Source organism: Pantoea sp. X-Soil-ISGK-421, from assembly GCF_059730785.1.
In genome coordinates, this window is record NZ_AP035979.1 from 1,094,608 (window position 1) to 1,113,882 (window position 19,275).

Here is a 19,275-nt window from a genome sequence, read left to right on the forward strand (position 1 = left end):
CACGCCTGCATTAATCATGCTTTACTAGCGGAGCCAGTTCGGTCGCCATCAGGTTAGCGATAAACGGCTGCGCATCCGGATTGGGGTGAATTCCATCCTGCTGCATCCACTCCGGCTTCAGATAGACCTGCTCCATAAAGAAGGGCACCAGAGGAATGTCGTACTGCTGTGCCAGGCGCGGATAGATAGCGCTAAATGCCTCCGTATAACGACGTCCATAATTGGCGGGCAGACGAATCTGCATCAGCAGCGGCTGCGCCTTAGCGGCTTTCACTTCGTCGATCACTTTGGTCAAATCCTCGGCGATATTCTGCGGTGGGAAACCGCGCAGGCCATCGTTACCGCCCAATTCGATTAACACCCAGCGGGGCTGATGCTGTTTTAATAGGCTCGGTAAACGCGCCAGCCCTTGCCCTGCGGTATCACCGCTAATGCTGGCGTTGACGACTTTGGGCTGCTGTTGCCACTCTTTATTCAGCAAACTTGGCCACGCCGCCGTAGCCGACATGCGATACCCGGCGCTCAGGCTGTCGCCCAACACCAGCAAGGTATCGGCGGCGGCGAGTCGCGACACCAGCAGAAGCAATAACAACAGGAAGGGATAATGCCAGCGGAAAACATTGTTGTAGTTCATCATCTTACTAAGTCCGTCGGTCAGGGAGAGCATCAGCTGACCATCCTTACCGGAGTTGAGCTGGTTGTCAAACCAGCGGAGACCATTGCCTTGATTGGTGAGTCGGGCTCCGGCAAATCTACGCTGCTGGGCATTCTGGCCGGACTGGACGATGGCAGCAGCGGCGAAGTGCATCTGCTCGGCCAGCCGCTGCACAGCATGAACGAGGAGCAGCGTGCGGCGCTGCGCGCGCGCGAAGTCGGCTTTGTATTTCAATCTTTTATGCTGGTGCCGACGTTGAATGCGCTGGAAAACGTGCAGCTGCCGGCGCTGTTGCGTGGCGACAGCGATCGCGAAAGTCGCGGCCAGGCGGTGGAGCTGCTGACGGTGCTAGGCCTGAAAGATCGTCTGCACCATCTGCCTGCGCAACTCTCCGGCGGCGAGCAGCAGCGTGTGGCGCTGGCGCGTGCCTTTAGCGGCCGTCCCGGCCTGCTGTTTGCCGACGAACCCACCGGCAATCTCGATCGCAAAACCGGCGATCGTATCGCCGATCTGCTGTTCTCCCTCAATCGCGATTTTGCCACCACGCTGATTCTGGTGACGCACGATGAACAACTGGCGGCGCGCTGCGATCGTCGCTTACGGCTGCGCAATGGCAAGTTGTGGGAGGAGTCATGATTTGGCGCTGGTTCTGGCGCGAGTGGCGTTCGCCCTCGCTGCTGATTGTCTGGCTGGCACTGACGCTGGCGGTGGCCTGCGTGCTGGCGCTGGGATCGATCAGCGATCGCATGGAAAAAGGCTTAAGCCAGCAGACCCGCGATTTTATGGCCGGCGATCGCACGCTGCGTACCGCGTCGCCTGCGCCAGACGCGTGGCTGAACAAAGCGCGTGATGAAGGTCTGTCGGTCAGCAGCCAACTGCACTTTATGACCATGACCTTCGCACAAGAGACGCCGCAGCTGGCGGACGTAAAAGCCGTGGATGATGCCTATCCGATGTTCGGTACGCTGCAAACCAATCCGCCAGGCTTACGCCCACAAGCGGGCACGGTGTTGGCCGCGCCACGTTTGCTGGCACTGCTGAATCTGAAAGTGGGCGATAGCGTGGATGTCGGCGATACCACGCTGCGCATTGCCGGTGAAGTGATTCAGGAGCCGGATGGTGGCTTCAATCCGTTCCAGACTGCGCCGCGTCTGCTGATGAATCTGGCTGACGTAGAGAAAACCGGCGCGGTGCAGCCCGGCAGTCGCCTGAGCTGGCGCTATAAATTCTCCGGCGAACCGGCACCGCTGGCGCGCTATGACAGCTGGATCGAGCCGCAGCTGAAAGCCGATCAGCGTTGGATCAGCGTCGATAATTCGGAAGATGCGCTGGGCCGCTCAATGCAGCGTGCGCAGCAATTTTTGCTGCTTTCGGCTTTGCTGACCCTGATGCTGGCGATTGCCGCGGTGGCGGTGGCAATGAGCCATTACTGCCGCAGTCGCTACGACTTGGTGGCGGTGCTGAAAACGCTGGGCGCAACGCGTAAGGCGCTGCAGCGGCTGATCATCGGCCAGTGGCTGGCGGTGCTGCTGCTGGCGGCGGTAGTGGGCAGCGCGTTAGGGCAGGGGATTGAAGTGATTCTGCTGCTGATGCTGAAACCGGTGCTGCCGGGTGCGCTGCCTGCGGCGAGTTTCTGGCCGTGGCTGTGGGCGATTGGCGCGATGTTTGTGATTTCGCTGCTGGTGGGTTTACGTCCGTATCGCCTGCTGATGGCGACGCAACCGCTGCGCGTATTGCGCCGGGATGCGGTAGCGAACGTCTGGCCGCTGCGATTCTATCTGCCCGCGATGGCGCTGGTGGTGATGGGGCTGCTGGCGCTGCTGATGGGCGGCAGCAAAATGCTCTGGGCGCTGCTGGCGGGTGTGGTGATGTTGGCGCTGCTGCTGGCCTTGTTGGGCTGGGGCACGCTGCTGCTGTTACGTAAGCTGGTGGTGCGCAATCTGGCACTGCGCCTGGCGATCAACCGTCTATTGCGGCAACCGGCGATGACGCTCAGCCAGCTGGCGGCATTTTCGCTGTCATTCATGCTGCTGGCGTTGCTGCTGGTAATGCGCGGCGATCTGCTCGATCGCTGGCAACAGCAATTACCGCCGGATAGCCCGAACTATTTCCTGTTGAACATCACCCAAGAGCAGGTGCCGCAAGTCAGTGATTTCCTGACCGGGCATCAGCTCAAGCCGGAAACGTTCTACCCGATAGTGCGCGCGCGTCTGACCGAGCTCAACGGCAAAGAGGCCGATCCGACGCTGGATAACGCGCTGAACCGCGAACTCAATCTGACGTGGCAGGCAGAGCGTCCGGATCACAATCCGTTGATTTCCGGCAGCTGGCCGCCAAAACCCGGCGAAGTCTCTATGGAAGTGGAGCTGGCGGATCGTCTCGGTGTGAAGCTCGGTGATAGCTTAACGTTCAGCGGTGATACCCAGCAATTCAGCGCCAAAATCACCAGCTTACGCAAGGTGGATTGGGAAAGTCTGCGGCCGAACTTCTTCTTTATCTTTCCGCCGGGCGCGCTTGATCAACAGCCACAAACCTGGCTGACCAGCTTCCGCATGGAGAGCAATCCGGCGCTGCTGGCGCAACTCAATCGCGCCTTCCCAACGCTGAGCCTGTTGGATATCGGCAGCATGATGCGGCAGATCGGCCAGGTACTGACGCAGGTGAGTCAGGCGCTGGAAGTCATGGTGGTGCTGGTGACGATCTGTGGTGTGCTGCTGTTGCTGGCGCAGATTCAGGTTGGTATGCGTCAGCGTCGCCAGGAGTTGGTGGTCTATCGCACATTGGGTGCCAGTAAGCGCCTGCTGCGCGGCACGCTGTGGTGCGAATTTGCGCTGCTAGGCGTGGTGTCCGGCATTGCCGCGGCTCTGGGGGCAGAAGCGGCGCTGTGGGGCTTACAGCGTAAGATCTTCGATTTCCCGTGGCAACCAGACTGGACATTGTGGATTGCGCTGCCGGTCGGGGGAGCGCTGCTGCTGTCGCTGTGCGGCGGCTGGCTGGGCATTCGCTTATTGAAACAGAAGGCGCTGTTCAGAAGCTTCAGTGCCGGATAGGAAGAACGATTTTGTCTTAAATTTAAGTTCTGGTCTGGCTGTGTCGACTCACAAAAGCAGACCAGACTTATTTAAGGCTAAAAATGTCATCTCCACTTGTCGTCAAATCCGTGGTTGAAATCGGCTGTTGTAAAGTTTGCCAGGGCGAAGCCACACTGTATGGCGTCACCGATTTTAATACCGCCTGTTATGCGCAAAATGCCAGTCGCTACGTGTTCCCTTTAACCGGCGTGCCGATTTATTACCACCAGTGCCAACGTTGCGGTTTGGTGTATACCCACGCGTTTGATGACTGGACGCCAGAAGATTATGCGCAGCATGTGTATAACGAAGGCTATGCTCAGTTTGATCCTAATTATGAGTTCGAGCGACCAGGCAAAAACCGTGATTTGATTTTGGCTTTATTTAAAAAATTTCATGGCAAAAAGATGCTGGATTACGGCGGTGGCACCGGCACGCTGGCGCGCTTAATGCAGGAGGTGGGGATTGATATGGTGGCGTGGGATCCGTTTGTGCCCGGCGACTATCCTGCAGCTAATTCATATGAATTTATCACCAGCTTTGAAGTGCTTGAGCACACACCCGATCCGCATAAAACGCTGGGGGAAGTGTCAGGCTTTTTGAAAAAGGGCGGGGTGTTTTTCTTCAGCACAGGCACCACGGATGAAGTGAGCCATTTGGGAATGAATGATTGGTATATCGCGCCACGCAATGGGCACATCACGATTTATTCGGAAGCGTCGCTCAATGCGCTGTTTGAGGCGCATGGTTTCCAGATTACGCATCTCAATCGCTGGAGCCATGTGGCGATGAAGATGGTGGCGTAACAAAGTGCGCATAAATGCGCACCCTACAAAATCTGGGCCGTAGGGTCGCCATTTATGGCGACCTGATAACTCAGAACTTCTCCACCGCCCACGCAATCCCACTCGCATACTCTGACGGCAGCAGCGGCACCAGCGCATTTAGGGCTTCTGCCAAACGCGCATGATCGCTATCGGTCAGATTAAGATGCCCAACTTTGCGGCCCGCGCGCACCTCTTTATCGTACCAATGCAGATGCACCAGCGGCTGTTGCAGCCACGCCAGATTCACATCGGTGCCAATCAAATTCACCATCACCGACGGCGCAAACACCACCGGTTGCGGCAGCGCCAGACCCAAAATCGCACGCAGATGCAGCTCAAACTGGCTAATGGACGCGCCATTCTGCGTCCAGTGGCCGCTGTTGTGCACGCGCGGGGCCAGTTCGTTGATCAGCAAACCTTCTGGCGTAATGAAACACTCCATCGCCATCACGCCGACGTAATTCAGCTCATGCATGATGGCGCTGAGCATCGCTTCCGCCTGCTGCTGTTGCGCGGCATCGGCCTGCGGGAAGGCCACGCTGGTGCGCAGAATGCCGTCCTGATGCAGGTTGTGCGTCAGCGGATAAAACACCGTGCTGCCATCGTGTCCGCGCGCACCCACCAGCGACACTTCGCCGCTGAAGTTAATACCTTGCTCAACGATGCATTCGCCGTAGCACTCGTCCGGCAGCGCGTCGGTTTCATTGGCACGCAAACGCCACTGACCGCGGCCGTCATAGCCGCCGGTACGACGCTTCACAATCGCCAGCTCGCCCAGCGTGCTGAATACCTGCGGCCACTCGGCTTTATCGGCCAGCAACTGCCACGGCGCGGTGGCGAGGTTTAACTGATCCAGCAGCTGTTTTTGCGTCAGGCGATCGGCCAGACGCGGGAAAATATCGCGATTCACAAACGCCGGATGGCTCGCCAGTTCGCGCGTTAACGCGGTTTCCGGCCAGCGCTCAATTTCTGCGGTGATCACGCTTGCGGCGATTGGCAGCGCAGAAGGTTCCGCATCCAAACCCACCGGATAGACCGCGATGCCGAGCGGTTCACCCGCCTGGCGCAGCATGCGGCCTAACTGACCGTTTCCTAATACGCAAACCGGCTTCATGCATCCTCCCGCGGATCCGGGTTGTTCAGCACTTCGTCAGTCTGGGTTTGACGCCAGTTAGCGATACGCGCCGAAAGCGCACTGTCGTGAATCGCCAGAATCTGCGCCGCCAGCAGGGCGGCGTTGGCGGCACCGGCTTTACCAATCGCCAGCGTACCAACTGGAATCCCACGTGGCATTTGCACGATGGAGTAGAGGCTATCGACGCCGCTCAGCGCCGCGCTTTGCACCGGCACGCCCAGCACCGGCACCAGCGTTTTCGCGGCCAGCATGCCCGGCAAATGGGCAGCACCGCCGGCACCGGCGATGATCACCTGAAAACCGTTGTCGGCGGCGGTTTCCGCGAAGCTAAACAGTTTGTCGGGCGTACGGTGAGCTGAGACCACTTCAACGTGGAAGGGCACATCCAGGCTGTTAAGAATTTCCTCGGCGAACTGCATGGTAGCCCAGTCACTTTTGGAACCCATGACAATGGCGATACGGGCCGGGGTGGCGTTGGATGACATGCGGTCAACTCCTGTGAATATGCAAACGAACCTGGCCGGGCGGGCAGGCGAAGAAGGGCACAGAGAATAGCATGAGATGGCAGCAAGGAAAACGGTTGCGTAGGCGGAAAACGGGCATTTACGCCCGGATGTCAGAAGGGAAATTCGATCAGGCTTACGCCGCTGGCATCGAGCTGAATCATCGAACCGTTTTCATGCCAGGCGCCCAGCACCGCGCGCTGCGCATTTTTGCCGTGCAACGCAAAGTGATGAATGGCGGGACGATGCGTATGGCCGTGAACCAGAATCGGCGTCTGTTGACGCGTCATCGCGGCTTCCACCGCTGGCTGATTGACGTCCATGATGCTGACCGACTTGTGCTGATTGGCCTGCTTGCTGCCATTACGCATGCGCGCGGCAATGCGCATGCGCAGACGCAGCGGCAACGCGAGGAACAGCCGCTGCAACCAGCGCTGATGCACTTTGGCGCGAAAACGCTGATAGCCTTCATCGTCGGTGCACAAGGTATCGCCGTGCATGATCAACACGCGATGGCCGTAAAGATCGAGCACCTTTTCTTCCGGAAGCAGCGTCATGCCTGAAGCCCGCGCAAAGCGCTGGCCGAGCAGGAAGTCACGGTTACCGTGAATGAAGAATGTCGGCACCGGCAGCGCCTTGAGCGCGGCAGCAATGTGCTGATGCAGCGGATTCGGATCGTCATCGCCAATCCAGGCTTCAAACAGATCGCCGAGGATGTAAAGCGCATCACACGCGCGCGCTTCACCCTGCAAAAAATGCAGAAAACCGGCAGTAATTGCCGGTTCTTCAGTGCACAGATGCAGATCTGCGATAAACAGCGTGCGCGACATTACTCGCTAACAGTCACTTTCTGGATGACAACATCTTCAACCGGAACGTCCTGATGCATGCCGCTACGGCCGGTTTTCACCGCTTTGATTTTCTCCACCACGTCCATGCCTTCAACCACTTCTGCGAACACGCAGTAACCCCAGCCTTGCAGGCTTTCGTCACGGAAGTTCAGGAAGTCGTTGTCTGCTACGTTGATGAAGAACTGCGCAGTCGCCGAGTGAGGCGCCTGCGTACGCGCCATCGCCAGCGTGCCCTTGGTGTTTTTCAGGCCGTTGTTGGCTTCGTTACGGATATCGGCTTTGGTGTCTTTCTGCTTCATGCCCGGCTCAAAACCACCGCCCTGAACCATGAAACCGTTGATTACGCGATGGAAGATAGTGTTATCGTAAAAACCTTCCGCACAGTATTCCAGGAAGTTCTTCACGGTAGCCGGCGCTTTGTCATCGAAGGTTTTAATTACGATATCGCCATGGTTCGTCTGGAAAGTGACCATTATTTTCTTCCTATCAGGTTTGTCGTCAGTATCAATTGCCGCGCCTGCAAGGCGGCGAGGCATTTTTGTAGACGCTTCTTATATCACAATTTCCAATAACGCGTCAGTAACCGCACGGCAGTTGGCAACCGAGCGATGCACAACTGAGAAAAATACGGCACAATAACCGGCTTGATGCCGTGCAGTTGGGCAATGTAGTTTTGGTCGCCATGAATGGCGACCCTACAAAATCGCACCGGTACGCTGTAGGGGCGCCATTCATGGCGACCGCGATGCACTTAACTGACTTTTTTAACGTTCGAATCCCGCACACGTAAAACAAACGGAACCGTTCAATGCTAAAGATTTATAACACCCTGAGTCGACAGAAAGAGGAATTCAAACCCATCCATGCCGGTGAAATCGGTATGTACGTGTGTGGTATCACGGTTTACGACCTCTGTCATATCGGCCATGGGCGTACTTTTGTGGCATTCGACGTGGTGGCGCGTTACTTGCGTTACGTGGGCTATCAGCTGAAGTATGTGCGTAACATCACCGATATCGATGACAAAATCATCAAACGTGCCAATCAAAACGGTGAAAGCATCGAAACGCTGACCAACCGCATGATCGCCGAGATGCACACCGATTTCGCTGCACTCGGCATTCTGCCGCCGGATCTGGAGCCGCGCGCCACGCGTCATATCGATGAGATCATCGAGCTGGTTGGCACGCTGATTGAACGTAATCACGCTTACGTCGCTGACAACGGCGACGTAATGTTCGACGTGCTGAGCGACAAAGCTTACGGCGTGCTGTCGCGCCAGGATCTGGAACAGCTGCAAGCCGGTGCGCGCGTCGAAGTGGCGGACGTGAAGCGCAATCCAATGGACTTTGTGCTGTGGAAGATGTCCAAAGCGGACGAACCGGCGTGGAATTCGCCGTGGGGCAACGGCCGTCCAGGCTGGCACATCGAGTGTTCGGCGATGAACTGCAAACAGCTCGGCACCCATTTTGACATTCACGGCGGCGGCTCGGATCTGATGTTCCCGCACCATGAAAACGAAGTGGCGCAATCCACCTGTGCGCACGATGGTCCGTATGTAAATTACTGGATGCACTCCGGCATGGTGATGGTTGATCGCGAGAAGATGTCGAAATCGCTGGATAACTTCTTCACCGTGCGCGATGTATTGCAGCATTACGATGCCGAAACCGTGCGTTACTTCCTGATGTCGGGTCACTATCGCAGCCAGCTCAATTACGGCGAAGATAACCTTAATCAGGCGCGTGCGGCGCTGGAGCGCTTGTACACCGCGCTGCGTCACACCGATGCCAATGCGACGGCGGCGGGTGGCGAAGCGTTTGAAGCGCGTTTCCGCACCGCGATGGATGACGACTTCAACACGCCGGAAGCCTATTCGGTGTTGTTCGATATGGCGCGTGAAGTGAATCGCCTGAAAACCGAAGACAAAGCGGCGGCTGATGCGCTGGCAGCAAAACTGCGCCAGATTGCCAACGTACTCGGCATTCTGCAGCAGGATCCTGAGCTGTTCCTGCAGAGCGGGGCGCAGGTCAATGACGACGAAGTGGCGGAAATTGAGCATTGGGTGAAAGCCCGTTCCGACGCGCGTGCAGCTAAAGATTGGGCGCAGGCGGATGTGGCGCGCGATAAGCTCAACGAATTAGGCGTGATCGTTGAGGATGGGCCACAAGGTTCCAGCTGGCGACGCAAATAACCGGAGAGGGCGAGAAATCGCCCTTTTTTATTATGGCGATTGAACAGATTCAGATTCACGGCTTCCGCTCGGTGCGGGATCTCACGCTGCCGCTGCAACAGCTTAACGTAGTGAGCGGCCCCAACGGCTGCGGCAAATCCAACCTGTATAAAGCGGTGCGACTGCTGCACGAAGCCGCCAGCGGACGTTTAGCGCTGGCGCTGGCCGAAGAGGGCGGCATTCAGAAAGCGATGTGGGCGGGCGGCTTGCGGCGCGGCGATCGTCGCCACGATCCCAAACGCCTTTCATTGGCAGTGGTAATGGACGACATGGATTATCAGCTCGATGTTGGTTTTCCTGAGCCGTTAGCCACCAGCATGTTCAACCTCGATCCGCTGGTGAAAGAGGAACGCTTGTGGATGAGCGGTCAGCGGCGACGGCCTTCTTCCTGCATCCTGCAACGCACCAATCAAACCGCTTTCCTGCATAACGTCGATGGCGAGCGCGTGAGCTATCCGGCGGTGCTGCATCCGGAAGAGTCGCTGTTTGGGCAACTGGGCGAACCGCACCTCTATCCTGAGCTTTCGCAGGTGCGCGAACGGCTGCGTCAGTGGCGCTTTTATCATGAGTTTGCCGTGTGGCCCGGTTCGCCGATCCGTGTGCCGCAGATTGGCGTGCGCGCGCCGGTGCTGAGCCACGATGGCAGCAATCTGGCGGCGGCGTGGGCCACCATCGTCGAGCGCGGTCATCACGAGTTGCTGTTTCAGGTGATGGACGAGGCTTTTCCGGATACGGAATTTCATGTGGATGTACAGAACGGGCGTTTTCAGATGCTGATGTCGCGGCGCGGGATTTTGCGGCCGCTGGAGAGCGCTGAGTTCTCGGATGGCACGCTGCGTTTTCTTTGCCTGGTAGTGGCGCTACTTAGCCCGCGTCCACCGGCGTTTATGGCGCTGAATGAACCGGAAAACAGCCTGCATGAAGATCTGCTGCCGGCGCTGGCGCGCCTGATCGCCGAAGCCAGCCAGTTCAGTCAGCTGTGGATCACCAGCCATTCACCGAAACTGGCGACGCTGATTGCCGAACATACGGCGGTGAACCATATCGAGCTGGAGCAAATTGAAGGGGAAACGCGGGTTATGTAAGGTCGCCATTCCTGGCGACCCTATCAATGACTGCACCTAACGTGATGGCGCCATTCATGGCGACCACCACCTAATTACGCAACAACCGTAATCTTGAAACCCGCAAACTCAACTTTCTGGCCTTCAACAATCTTGCAGCGCTTACGCGTTTCCACTGCGCCATCGACGCGCACTTCGCCTTCTGCAATCACCGCTTTCGCCTGCGCACCGCTTTGCACCCAACCTTCGAGCTTAAGCAGGTCACACAAATCAACGTGGGCATGTTTACCGAGAGAAAAACTGGCCATTATGCCTCCTCAATGTCGTGAAATTCTTCGCACGCGGTCAGCGTGTTTTGGATCAGTGTGGCAACCGTCATTGGACCGACGCCGCCTGGAACGGGCGTGATGTACGAGGCGCGCTCAGATGCCGCGTCGAACTCCACATCACCGACAACTTTACCGCTTTCGAGACGGTTGATACCGACATCAATTACCACCGCGCCCGGCTTGATCCAGTCGCCCGGAATAAAGCCCGGTTTGCCGACCGCCACCACCAGCAGATCGGCGTGCTCAACGTGATGACGCAAATCTTTGGTGAAACGGTGCGTGACGGTGGTGGTGCAACCGGCGAGCAGCAGCTCCATGCTCATCGGACGGCCTACGATATTCGATGCGCCAACCACTACGGCGTTCAGGCCGTAAGTATCAATATTGTAGCGCTCCAGCAAAGTGACGATGCCGCGCGGCGTACACGGACGCAGCTTCGGCGCGCGTTGGCACAGACGACCAACGTTGTACGGATGGAAGCCATCCACGTCTTTGTCCGGCACGATGCGCTCCAGCACCTTGACGTTATCGATGCCGGCTGGCAGCGGCAGCTGCACCAGAATGCCATCGATCTCGTTGTCGTTATTCAGCTTATCAATCAGCTCCAGCAGCTCTGCTTCGCTGGTGGTGGCCGGCAGATCGTAGGAGCGGGAGATGAAGTCCACTTCATCACAAGCACGACGTTTGCTGGCGACATAGATCTGCGAAGCCGGGTTTTCACCCACCAGCACCACTGCCAAACCGGGCGCACGTTTACCAGCCGCCAGACGCTGCTGTACTTTTTCGGCAACCTCAAGGCGCACCTGCTGCGCAATCGTTTTACCGTCAATAATTTTTGCTGCCATCAGAGAGGAAATCCATCTGTAGAGGGTTAAATCGGGGATGGCGCCTATTCTGTCAGAAGCGCGTGCGGCTGTCAGGTAGAGATTCGCCCTCTACGCCGCTTTCCCGATTTTTCGCCGTGGCGCCAGCCCGCGTTAGCGCTTATGATGCCCGGCAGTGAATGAGATGGATGACGTGATGATTTGGTTAATTCTCGCCACGCTGGCGGTGGTGTTCGTGGTCGGTTTTCAGCTGCTGACGGCCAGCTCGCGTCATGCGGTGCAGGCGCTCAATAAACGGTTGCAGCTGCCGCCGGTGCATATCGAATCGATGTTGTCGCTGATGGGCAAAGAGGCGGCAAAAGAGTTTACCGACTACATTGCGGGCGACAACGACACACATCTGCACAACGGTGCGGCGGTGCTGCTGATTTGGCAGGTGCTGATTGTCGATGGCAGCGACGAAAATATGCAGCGCTGGCATGGCATTTTGGGCCGCGCGGGGTTTCCAGCGTTGATATCGCGGCAGCAATTGTTGCTGGCGTTGGGATTTCTGCGCCAGCTGGAGCCGGACAGTCAGGAACTGCACGCGCTGCGCGACCAGTACAATGCGCACTTCACCCAGCAAGGGATTGAGCTGGAAGGCGAAACGGAGCAGGGCGGCAATCTGGTGTCGATGAGCGAGTGGCGCAAGCGGCATTAAGGGGTTTTGGTTAATCTGGCAGCACTCCGCTGCTGTGGAAGGGCAAAAACGTTGACGCGCGAGCCGCTGGACGTATAATCCGACCCAATCACTATGCGCCCTTAGCTCAGTTGGATAGAGCACCGGCCTTCTAAGCCGTAGGTCACAGGTTCGAATCCTGTAGGGCGTACCAAAAAAATTCAAAGAAAGAGACGTCAAATGGCGTCTTTTTTTATGCCTAAAATTCAGTAAATTAGCGCTATATCAGGCATTCAAATTCAACCTGAGTTTATCGACATAAACCCACTTCAAATAATCTTTGTTGGTATATGCGTTGGTACAACCCCGTCAATGACTTTTTGTACTAACTTCCAGTGATGTAGAGCAGCCAATGGCGCTAACAGATGTAAAAGTCAGAAGTGCGAAGTCTACCGAAAAGGCTTTTAAAATTACCGATGGAGAAGGGATGCATTTGATGGTGCATCCGAACGGTTCTAAATACTGGCGGCTTCAGTATCGCTTCGATGGCAAACAGAAAACGTTGGCGCTAGGTGTTTATCCTGAGATCTCGCTTTCCGAAGCCAGACAACGTCGTGACGAAGCTAAGCGGAAGATTGCCAACGGCATCGATCCGAGCGAGCAGAAGAAAGTTGATAAGCAAACTCGTAAGATTGCGATTGAGAATAACTTCAAAGCGCTTGCTCTTGAATGGCATGAGTACAAGCGTCCGGGATGGTCTAAGGGGTATGCCGATGATCTGATGGAAGCGTTGGAGAATGACATTTTCCCGGATCTTGGCAAACGTCCCATCGCTGAAATTAAACCGCTAGAGATGCTGACGACGCTGCGTAAGTTAGAAAAGCGTGGAGTATTGGATAAGCTGCGTAAAATTCGGCAAGCCTGTAAGCAGGTATTTACCTATACCATCGTGACGGGGCGGGCGGAAATCAATCCCGTTGCAGATCTTGCCAGTGCATTGGCGACGCCAAAACCTCAACACTTTCCTCATTTCCTATCTGATGAGTTGCCAGCGTTTTTACAGGCATTGGAGAATTACAGCGGTAGTCCGATTACACGGCTTGCTACGCGTATTCTGATGCAGACTGGAGTTAGAATCATTGAGCTGAGGTTGGCTGAGTGGAGTGAGTTTGATCTGGGCAAAGGGGTTTTGGAAGTGCCGAAGGAGCGCATGAAGATGCGGCGGCCACACATTGTTCCTCTTTCTACTCAAGTCGTTGGGGCTCTGAGAGAAATACAGGCTGTGACAGGGCGTTATTCACTTGTATTTCCAAGAAGGAATGATGCTGCAAAGCCAATGAGCGAGGCGAGCATCAATCAGGTGTTCAAGCGGATTGTGTATCATGGGAAAGCGACAGGGCATGGATTCCGACACACGATGAGTACCATTTTGCATGAGCAGGGCTATAACACGGCATGGATCGAGTTGCAGTTGGCGCATGTGGACAAGAACACCATTCGCGGTACGTATAACCCGGCGACGTGACACGTCGCCGCGTCGGTCGCTGAAGCGCATCGGGTTGTTGTTCACCGCCAGAATGACCGACGGGATGTGCGTTGAATAGGCATCGCGATATTTCGGGTCGATTGCCACCGCGTCGCCGCTCCATTTCTCCCGGTCAGGCAAGATAATCAGCGAGAAACCCACCACGTTGGCGCGTTCGCGCGATGATTCCAGCGTATCGATAGTGGCGGACGTGGTGTTGTCTTTTCCGGCCAGCAGAGTGGCTATCGAGGCCATCACACTTTTACCGCTGCCGCCGGGGCAGGTGACCTCAAGAAAAATCTGCCAGTCGTAGCGGTTTGCCAGCACCATAAATAACGCAGCGAGGATGCGTTGCTGCTTGTCGTGATTATGCCCGGCAGCCCGCGTTAACCAGCGCCAGAATGCCGGGGCGTGGTCTGCGAGGTTTTCACCCGGCCGCGGGGCGGTGTAGTCCACGCTGTTGACGTTGCGCAGCCAGTGCTCGCGGCGGTGCGGGCTGAAAGTACCTGTCGTGGTGTCATAAATGCCGTTACGGAAACCAATCAGGCGGCGGGACGGTTCACCCATCTGCGGTACCATCAGCTTGAGCGTGTCCAGCACGCTGCCGATACCGGCGGCTGAGAATGGTGCGCACACCTTCTGAAACAGCGCGGCGATTTCCCGGCGCAGCGTTTTCGCCTCCATCACCAGCCATGCGCCGTTCTCACCGGCGTGGCGGGGATAGCATTGCGCGCTGACAAGGTAAACGCCTAAAAATTATTTTCTCTTCATATCAGTATCTTAGTAACTTTGTGATATGAGTGAATTGTGAAAACAGTCTAGTGCTTTACAATAACGCTCTTAAGGCCATGTAGATAGATAGGTGATTATTTTGTCTGGTAAAAAATTTGTTTCGCTATTTAGTGGCGCAATGGGATTGGATATAGGAATCGAACAAGCAGGGTTTGAAGCTATAGTTTGTGTGGAGCAGGACAAGGCGGCTGTTAAGACTATTAATAAAAATAAACCAGAATTAGCCGTTTTTAATGGCAGTATAGTAAATTGCTCTAGTAGCCAATTAAGAGAATTGTCCGGCCTTAAAGAAGAACAAGAAGTTGACTTGGTTGCTGGCGGTCCACCGTGTCAGGCGTTTAGCGTTTTTGGAAACCGTTTGGGAATTGAAGATGCTCGAGGGCAATTAATATTTGAGTATATAAGAATTGTAAAAGAGCTTAACCCTAAGGTTTTCATTATGGAAAACGTAAGAGGATTACTGTCAATGTCTCTCGTGCCTTCAGCTAAAAAAAAGGAACTTGAAGGGAGTGTTGATAAAAGTTATTTCGAAAAGGGATCGCTAGTTAAAAGAGTTGCACAAGAATTTAATGAGCTTGGATATCATGTAAATTGCTTTGTTGTTAATTGCGCTAATTATGGGGCTCCTCAGGTCCGCGAAAGGGTTATAATTATTGGTAATCGTTATGGTATAGAAGCTGTTTTTCCGGAGCCCAAGTTTAGTAATAGGGTTGAAGATAATCTACCTCCATTTAAAACTCTAGGCGATGTTATCGGTCCAGGAAGCAACTTCAATGATCCTTATCCTGAGGTTATGGATTTTTCCCCAAGAAAATTGAAATACTTGTCTTTAGTCCCCCCCGGAGGTAACTGGCGGAGTATGCCTGAGGAAATCCAAAAAGAATCCATGGGGAAAAGCTGGTATCTGAAAGGAGGGCGGAGCGCTTATTGGCGAAAACTGTCTTTTCAGTTCCCTTCGCCAACAGTTGTGACGATGCCCAATCATGCTGGAACAAGCATGTGTCATCCCACTGAGCTTCGTGCTATCTCTGTAGGCGAAGCCGCAGCAATTCAGGAGTTCCCAAAGGATTGGTATTTCCAGGGGACTACGACTGAAAAGTTTAGACAAATCGGTAACGCCGTACCTGTTAGGCTCGGTAAAATTGCTGGTGAAGTAGCAATGGAAATATTAAACAAAATAGAATCTGGGGATTGTGAAAAAATTGCCAAGCCTTCATACAGAGAGAGCCATATCCGACCACATGTTAGAACGAGAAGCTTTTTTAAAAATGGTCGGGTATTTAATGGTGATGTTTCATATTATGCCGCAGAAGATGAGGTTGTTCAGGAAGAACTTTTTTAAAATCATAAGGTTGGCCCGGGTGGGCCAACTTTGGTCTATTCGTTTATCATGCGCAGTAGCTTGTGCCAATCAGCACTCCCATCTTCTTTTAAAACCTGCTCATTATATTTTTTCGCAACATGATTTTTAAATTCTTCAATTAGCTCTTTATTATTTTCCTTGATATTGGCAGCGTTTACTGCTTCTTCTATTCCCTGAAGAACCCAATGCTGAGTATCTTCTTGGCCATTATTTAACCATGACCAGAAGTTTTTACCAGCATACACATGTACTTTTTCTCTTATATCAATGACGTCATGATTGGCACCAGTATTTATCCCACGAAGTATACGGTATTTATCTGTTAATCCTTTATCATTGCCATAGAATACACCCACAACAATATTGTCCGATATCTCAGGATAGTTATTTAAAATTTCATTAAAAGACTTATTTAATTGAACTGCCATTGTTAATTGTATAGTCCATCTCCCCGCTTTAAGAGATAGTAATTCTATTTTTCCGTTTTGTCTTGGTATAATATGATCTATTTCATCGAAGCAGGAGTGTATAAATGGTTCGTTTTGCGCTCTATATGATTTGTCAAGTTTGTAAGCGCCAAATACGCGTGGTAATATTTTTTCATCGATAAGCTTACCAAAGCCAGTGTCGTGACCAGTCATTAAATGTTTGGCGATAATGGCTTCCACTAGTTCATCGAAGTTTTCTAAAGAATGATAGTCAAATATGAATGGTGTCATGAAAGGGTTTATTGACATAGTTTCTGTCATCAACTTTCTTAATTTAGACTGTCTTTCTGCTATCCACCATATTGTACATTCTTTTACTTTCTCAACTACTTCAATTTTTTCCATGCTTAATTTTTTCCATTTAAAAGGTTATCCAATAGTAATTCTTGCTCGCATGAATCTAAGGTGTGAACTAATAAAATTATATTGGCAAGTTTTTCTTCGGGGGTATAAAGATAGGATACTGGAACATTCAGCACGTCAGCCATTTTTAATGACAAATGAAAGTCAGGAGCATGCTTTTCTTTTTCGTATTGATTCATGCGTGCGCTAGCGGAGCCTTCATCAATTCCGGCAAGGATTCCCAGTTGTTCCTGAGTTAAATTAGCTCTTAATCGCGCGCTTTTCAGTCTTTTTCCAAGCATACTTTTTCACCCTTCCAAACCCTTTTAATTTCTCATTTTTCACAATGAACGTTACTAAGGATTTCTTAGTTTTCATGAGGGTTATGTTTACTTTCATCATTGAAAAATTCCAATGCGTAGTAGATTTGCAATTCGAAATCGTTAATGAGGTCAATATGGTGGCCATCTCAATATTGATTTTTGTAATTTTTCATTTTATTCAAATGGTTGTGATTGTTATTTTAGTCTAGCCTTCGCACCATCGGAACATTATTAGACGTCAACGGACGTCTTTTTTTGTGCCTGAAATCCAGTATTTACCCATCATTACCGTGACCTGCCCCCAGTATTAGATACACCCTTCATTTAGTAATGTCGGTTGGTTTTTCTTCATGTTTCCCGTTTCGCCAGCATGCTGCAAATTCAAACGGCGTCTGGTAATTCAGCGATGAATGAGGTCTGGACTCGTTATAGTCCTGCCGCCAGTCATTAATGATTTTCCGGGCATGAAGAATATCGCTGAACCAGTGCTCATTCAGGCATTCATCCCGAAAGCGTCCGTTAAAACTCTCAATAAATCCGTTCTGTGTTGGCTTACCCTGCTGGATAAGTCGCAGTTCTACGCCATGCTCAAAAGCCCACTGATCGAGCACACGGCAGGTAAATTCCGGGCTCTGATCGGTTCTTATCGTTGCCGGATAGCCACGAAACAGCGCGATGCCGTCCAAAATACGCGCGACCTGAACGCCTGAAATACCGAAAGCGGCGGTTATCGTCAGACACTCCTTCGTGAAATCATCCACGCAGGTAAGGCACTTAATCCGGCGGCCGCTGGCAAGTGCATCCATGACAAAATCCATCGACCATGTCAGGTTCGGCGCATCCGGGCGAAGAAGCGGAAGCCGCTCAGTCGGCAGACCCTTACGGCGTCGCCTGCGTTTTACATGGAGACCGTTAAGGTGATAGATGCGGTAAACCCGCTTGTGGTTGACGTGAAGGCTCTCTCGGCGCAATAACTGCCAGATGCGCCGATAACCAAATCGAGACGTTCAAGTGCCAGCTCTGTGATACGCAGAGATAGTTGCGCGTCAGCAGTCGGACGCTGAGCCGAATAACGGCAGGTTGAAAGGGACAGACCAGCCAGCCTGCAGTCACGGCGTTGCGACAGACCCGTTGTCTCACACATGACTTCCACGGCTTCCCGCTTCTGGTCTGTTGTCAGAACTTTCGGCCCAGAGCCACCTGAAGCGCCTCCTTATCCAGCATGGCTTCAGCGAGCAGTTTCCTGAGGCGGGCGTTCTCCTCTTCAAGTGACTTGAGCCGCTTCACTTCGGGGACTTCCATGCCGCCAAACTTCTTGCGCCAGGTGTAGAAGGTAGTGTCTGAAATACCATGCTTGCGGCAGAGTTCACGGGCCGAAATCCCGGCTTCGAGCTCGCGGAGAATACTGATGATCTGTTCGTCGGAAAATCGTTTCTTCATTGGGATGTCCTCATGTGACTTATGAAGACATTACTAACATCGCGGTGTATTAATCAACGGGGAGCAGGTCAGACCATTAATCATAAAAGTGATGTAGCATTTGCGTGTCTGTGCGCAAATATCTCTTCCGCCAGTTCAGCTTCTGTTGTTGTTCTATCTGAATATCAGCTTCCTCACGCAATTTTTGTTGCAGCCATGGAGAAAATGTTCTATAAAAATTCTCGCTCTTCTGAACTTTTCAAATTGACTCATCATGAAAAGGATCCAAAATACATTTAAAAAATAGGCGGACATAGCGAGTGCAATGAAAAACACTTGTTCGGTTCCAGATGAGGTTTTAGCTATTTCTGCAAATATAAATAGAGCAATGAGAAGGATCATAGAAACGATAGTGATGAATGCGGCTTGAAAAACCCTTAGCTTTCTGTATCGTTTGTTGTAGCTGTTAAATGAGTCATTATGAATATTCTTGATGCAAGGGGTTTTAATAAATCCTTGAAAGTCTCGGTCCTAATAACTGATATTTCGATCTCTGAGAAATGTTAAGAGTAGTTCGTTTTTTTTTACCGAATACTGCATTCCTATTACATCATAAAGTGCCTTAACAGCATCCTCAGTGGCTTAGTTTATATTTTTTGCATATAGATTAGAAATGCTGGCAAGTGCTTTTGCTCTTTTTTTAGTGATAGTGGCCTTTTCAGCATAATGAATGCCTGCCAGCCTTTTTATAAAGGGTAATGCCGCTTTTATTAACCCTGGGACAAGTACACCTTGAGATAATTTAAGAGACTCGGTGCTTATTAAAGTTGAGATATTTATTGCTGAGTTTATTTCTTCCATTTATTCACTCTC

The 19,275-nt window shown here is 52.8% G+C and carries 17 protein-coding genes, 1 tRNA gene and 3 pseudogenes; 9 read left to right on the plus strand and 12 right to left on the minus strand.

Annotation, left to right across the window (positions count from 1 at the left end; translation table 11 throughout):
- Positions 1 to 10: 10 nt before the first annotated feature.
- Complete coding sequence (gene tesA / locus AC6I8K_RS04960; RefSeq protein WP_497826310.1) at positions 11 to 637, minus strand: multifunctional acyl-CoA thioesterase I/protease I/lysophospholipase L1; 627 nt, start codon at positions 635 to 637, stop codon at positions 11 to 13.
- On the opposite strand from tesA, the gene ybbA reads away from it, so the two are divergent.
- From ybbA to AC6I8K_RS04975, 3 genes are all read left to right on the plus strand, one after another.
- Positions 605 to 1,291: a putative ABC transporter ATP-binding protein YbbA gene (gene ybbA / locus AC6I8K_RS04965; protein WP_497826311.1), complete on the plus strand. Its 687-nt coding sequence runs from the start codon at positions 605 to 607 to the stop codon at positions 1,289 to 1,291. The genes tesA and ybbA overlap by 33 nt on opposite strands.
- Positions 1,288 to 3,705, plus strand: a complete 2,418-nt coding sequence (gene ybbP / locus AC6I8K_RS04970) for a putative ABC transporter permease subunit YbbP (RefSeq protein ID WP_497826312.1) — start codon at positions 1,288 to 1,290, stop codon at positions 3,703 to 3,705. The genes ybbA and ybbP overlap by 4 nt, the downstream gene beginning before the upstream one ends.
- Positions 3,706 to 3,788: 83 nt before the next feature.
- The gene (locus AC6I8K_RS04975) at positions 3,789 to 4,532 is read left to right on the plus strand and encodes a class I SAM-dependent methyltransferase (RefSeq protein ID WP_483816943.1); all 744 of its coding nucleotides are present in this window, start codon (positions 3,789 to 3,791) and stop codon (positions 4,530 to 4,532) included.
- Positions 4,533 to 4,602: 70 nt separating this feature from the next.
- Here the strand turns inward: AC6I8K_RS04975 and purK are convergent, their stop codons facing one another.
- The 4 genes from purK to ppiB form a co-directional block, all read right to left on the minus strand.
- Entirely contained in the window at positions 4,603 to 5,667 is a 1,065-nt protein-coding gene (gene purK / locus AC6I8K_RS04980) for a 5-(carboxyamino)imidazole ribonucleotide synthase (protein WP_483816944.1), read from the minus strand.
- Complete coding sequence (gene purE / locus AC6I8K_RS04985) at positions 5,664 to 6,173, minus strand: 5-(carboxyamino)imidazole ribonucleotide mutase (protein WP_007890776.1); 510 nt, start codon at positions 6,171 to 6,173, stop codon at positions 5,664 to 5,666. Before purE ends, purK begins: the two co-directional genes overlap by 4 nt.
- A gap of 131 nt (positions 6,174 to 6,304) precedes the next feature.
- Positions 6,305 to 7,021, minus strand: a complete 717-nt coding sequence (locus AC6I8K_RS04990; protein ID WP_497826313.1) for a UDP-2,3-diacylglucosamine diphosphatase — start codon at positions 7,019 to 7,021, stop codon at positions 6,305 to 6,307.
- Positions 7,021 to 7,515: a peptidylprolyl isomerase B gene (ppiB, locus tag AC6I8K_RS04995; RefSeq protein WP_049850842.1), complete on the minus strand. Its 495-nt coding sequence runs from the start codon at positions 7,513 to 7,515 to the stop codon at positions 7,021 to 7,023. The genes AC6I8K_RS04990 and ppiB overlap by 1 nt, the downstream gene beginning before the upstream one ends.
- A 335-nt stretch (positions 7,516 to 7,850) precedes the next feature.
- On the opposite strand from ppiB, the gene cysS reads away from it, so the two are divergent.
- Positions 7,851 to 9,236, plus strand: coding sequence for a cysteine--tRNA ligase (gene cysS, locus AC6I8K_RS05000; RefSeq protein WP_497826314.1), 1,386 nt, complete (start codon positions 7,851 to 7,853; stop codon positions 9,234 to 9,236).
- Positions 9,237 to 9,268: 32 nt separating this feature from the next.
- On the plus strand, positions 9,269 to 10,360 hold the full coding sequence (locus tag AC6I8K_RS05005; protein ID WP_497826315.1) for an AAA family ATPase: 1,092 nt from the start codon (positions 9,269 to 9,271) through the stop codon (positions 10,358 to 10,360).
- A gap of 74 nt (positions 10,361 to 10,434) precedes the next feature.
- On the opposite strand, the gene ybcJ is transcribed toward AC6I8K_RS05005, so the two are convergent.
- The gene (gene ybcJ / locus AC6I8K_RS05010) at positions 10,435 to 10,647 is read right to left on the minus strand and encodes a ribosome-associated protein YbcJ (protein ID WP_007890771.1); all 213 of its coding nucleotides are present in this window, start codon (positions 10,645 to 10,647) and stop codon (positions 10,435 to 10,437) included.
- Positions 10,647 to 11,513 (minus strand): bifunctional methylenetetrahydrofolate dehydrogenase/methenyltetrahydrofolate cyclohydrolase FolD, encoded by an 867-nt coding sequence (gene folD / locus AC6I8K_RS05015; RefSeq protein ID WP_497826316.1) that lies wholly within the window; start codon positions 11,511 to 11,513, stop codon positions 10,647 to 10,649. The genes ybcJ and folD overlap by 1 nt, the downstream gene beginning before the upstream one ends.
- A 175-nt stretch (positions 11,514 to 11,688) precedes the next feature.
- Between folD and AC6I8K_RS05020 the strand changes: the two genes are divergently transcribed.
- The 3 genes and pseudogenes from AC6I8K_RS05020 to AC6I8K_RS05030 form a co-directional block, all read left to right on the plus strand.
- Positions 11,689 to 12,192 (plus strand): DUF1198 family protein, encoded by a 504-nt coding sequence (locus AC6I8K_RS05020; RefSeq protein WP_497826317.1) that lies wholly within the window; start codon positions 11,689 to 11,691, stop codon positions 12,190 to 12,192.
- Between the two features lie 95 nt (positions 12,193 to 12,287).
- Positions 12,288 to 12,364, plus strand: a tRNA-Arg gene (locus AC6I8K_RS05025).
- A 198-nt stretch (positions 12,365 to 12,562) separates the two neighbouring features.
- A pseudogene (locus AC6I8K_RS05030) lies at positions 12,563 to 13,669 on the plus strand (tyrosine-type recombinase/integrase); the annotation flags it as partial.
- Here AC6I8K_RS05030 and AC6I8K_RS05035 read toward each other — a convergent pair.
- Positions 13,652 to 14,380 (minus strand): annotated as a pseudogene (locus tag AC6I8K_RS05035) (DNA primase); the annotation flags it as partial. The pseudogenes AC6I8K_RS05030 and AC6I8K_RS05035 sit on opposite strands and share 18 nt — an antisense overlap.
- 157 nt (positions 14,381 to 14,537) lie before the next feature.
- Here AC6I8K_RS05035 and AC6I8K_RS05040 point away from each other — a divergent pair.
- Positions 14,538 to 15,809, plus strand: a complete 1,272-nt coding sequence (locus AC6I8K_RS05040) for a DNA cytosine methyltransferase (RefSeq protein WP_497826318.1) — start codon at positions 14,538 to 14,540, stop codon at positions 15,807 to 15,809.
- Positions 15,810 to 15,844: 35 nt separating this feature from the next.
- On the opposite strand, the gene AC6I8K_RS05045 is transcribed toward AC6I8K_RS05040, so the two are convergent.
- The 4 genes and pseudogenes from AC6I8K_RS05045 to AC6I8K_RS05060 all read right to left on the minus strand — a co-directional run bounded on the left by AC6I8K_RS05045 (position 15,845) and on the right by AC6I8K_RS05060 (position 19,263).
- Positions 15,845 to 16,579 carry a PDDEXK family nuclease gene (locus tag AC6I8K_RS05045; RefSeq protein WP_497827220.1) on the minus strand — a complete coding sequence of 245 codons (735 nt, stop codon included), beginning with the start codon at positions 16,577 to 16,579 and terminating at the stop codon, positions 15,845 to 15,847.
- Between the two features lie 86 nt (positions 16,580 to 16,665).
- The gene (locus tag AC6I8K_RS05050; protein ID WP_497826319.1) at positions 16,666 to 16,962 is read right to left on the minus strand and encodes a helix-turn-helix transcriptional regulator; all 297 of its coding nucleotides are present in this window, start codon (positions 16,960 to 16,962) and stop codon (positions 16,666 to 16,668) included.
- A 341-nt stretch (positions 16,963 to 17,303) separates the two neighbouring features.
- Positions 17,304 to 18,423 (minus strand): annotated as a pseudogene (locus AC6I8K_RS05055) (IS3 family transposase).
- Between the two features lie 621 nt (positions 18,424 to 19,044).
- The gene (locus AC6I8K_RS05060; RefSeq protein WP_497826320.1) at positions 19,045 to 19,263 is read right to left on the minus strand and encodes a hypothetical protein; all 219 of its coding nucleotides are present in this window, start codon (positions 19,261 to 19,263) and stop codon (positions 19,045 to 19,047) included.
- Between the last annotated feature and the right edge of the window lie 12 nt (positions 19,264 to 19,275).

Bases quoted from the DNA above. Each gene is read 5' to 3' on its own strand.
- AC6I8K_RS05060 (WP_497826320.1), bottom strand. From the start codon at position 19,263: ATGGAAGAAATAAACTCAGCAATAAATATCTCAACTTTAATAAGCACC.
- ppiB (WP_049850842.1), bottom strand. From the start codon at position 7,515: ATGGTCACTTTCCAGACGAACCATGGCGATATCGTAATTAAAACCTTC.
- folD (WP_497826316.1), bottom strand. From the start codon at position 11,513: ATGGCAGCAAAAATTATTGACGGTAAAACGATTGCGCAGCAGGTGCGC.
- AC6I8K_RS05050 (WP_497826319.1), bottom strand. From the start codon at position 16,962: ATGCTTGGAAAAAGACTGAAAAGCGCGCGATTAAGAGCTAATTTAACT.
- AC6I8K_RS05020 (WP_497826317.1), top strand. From the start codon at position 11,689: ATGATTTGGTTAATTCTCGCCACGCTGGCGGTGGTGTTCGTGGTCGGT.
- ybbA (WP_497826311.1), top strand. From the start codon at position 605: ATGCCAGCGGAAAACATTGTTGTAGTTCATCATCTTACTAAGTCCGTC.
- AC6I8K_RS05045 (WP_497827220.1), bottom strand. From the start codon at position 16,579: ATGACAGAAACTATGTCAATAAACCCTTTCATGACACCATTCATATTT.
- purE (WP_007890776.1), bottom strand. From the start codon at position 6,173: ATGTCATCCAACGCCACCCCGGCCCGTATCGCCATTGTCATGGGTTCC.
- ybbP (WP_497826312.1), top strand. From the start codon at position 1,288: ATGATTTGGCGCTGGTTCTGGCGCGAGTGGCGTTCGCCCTCGCTGCTG.
- AC6I8K_RS05005 (WP_497826315.1), top strand. From the start codon at position 9,269: ATGGCGATTGAACAGATTCAGATTCACGGCTTCCGCTCGGTGCGGGAT.
- tesA (WP_497826310.1), bottom strand. From the start codon at position 637: ATGATGAACTACAACAATGTTTTCCGCTGGCATTATCCCTTCCTGTTG.
- cysS (WP_497826314.1), top strand. From the start codon at position 7,851: ATGCTAAAGATTTATAACACCCTGAGTCGACAGAAAGAGGAATTCAAA.
- purK (WP_483816944.1), bottom strand. From the start codon at position 5,667: ATGAAGCCGGTTTGCGTATTAGGAAACGGTCAGTTAGGCCGCATGCTG.
- AC6I8K_RS04990 (WP_497826313.1), bottom strand. From the start codon at position 7,021: ATGTCGCGCACGCTGTTTATCGCAGATCTGCATCTGTGCACTGAAGAA.
- AC6I8K_RS04975 (WP_483816943.1), top strand. From the start codon at position 3,789: ATGTCATCTCCACTTGTCGTCAAATCCGTGGTTGAAATCGGCTGTTGT.
- ybcJ (WP_007890771.1), bottom strand. From the start codon at position 10,647: ATGGCCAGTTTTTCTCTCGGTAAACATGCCCACGTTGATTTGTGTGAC.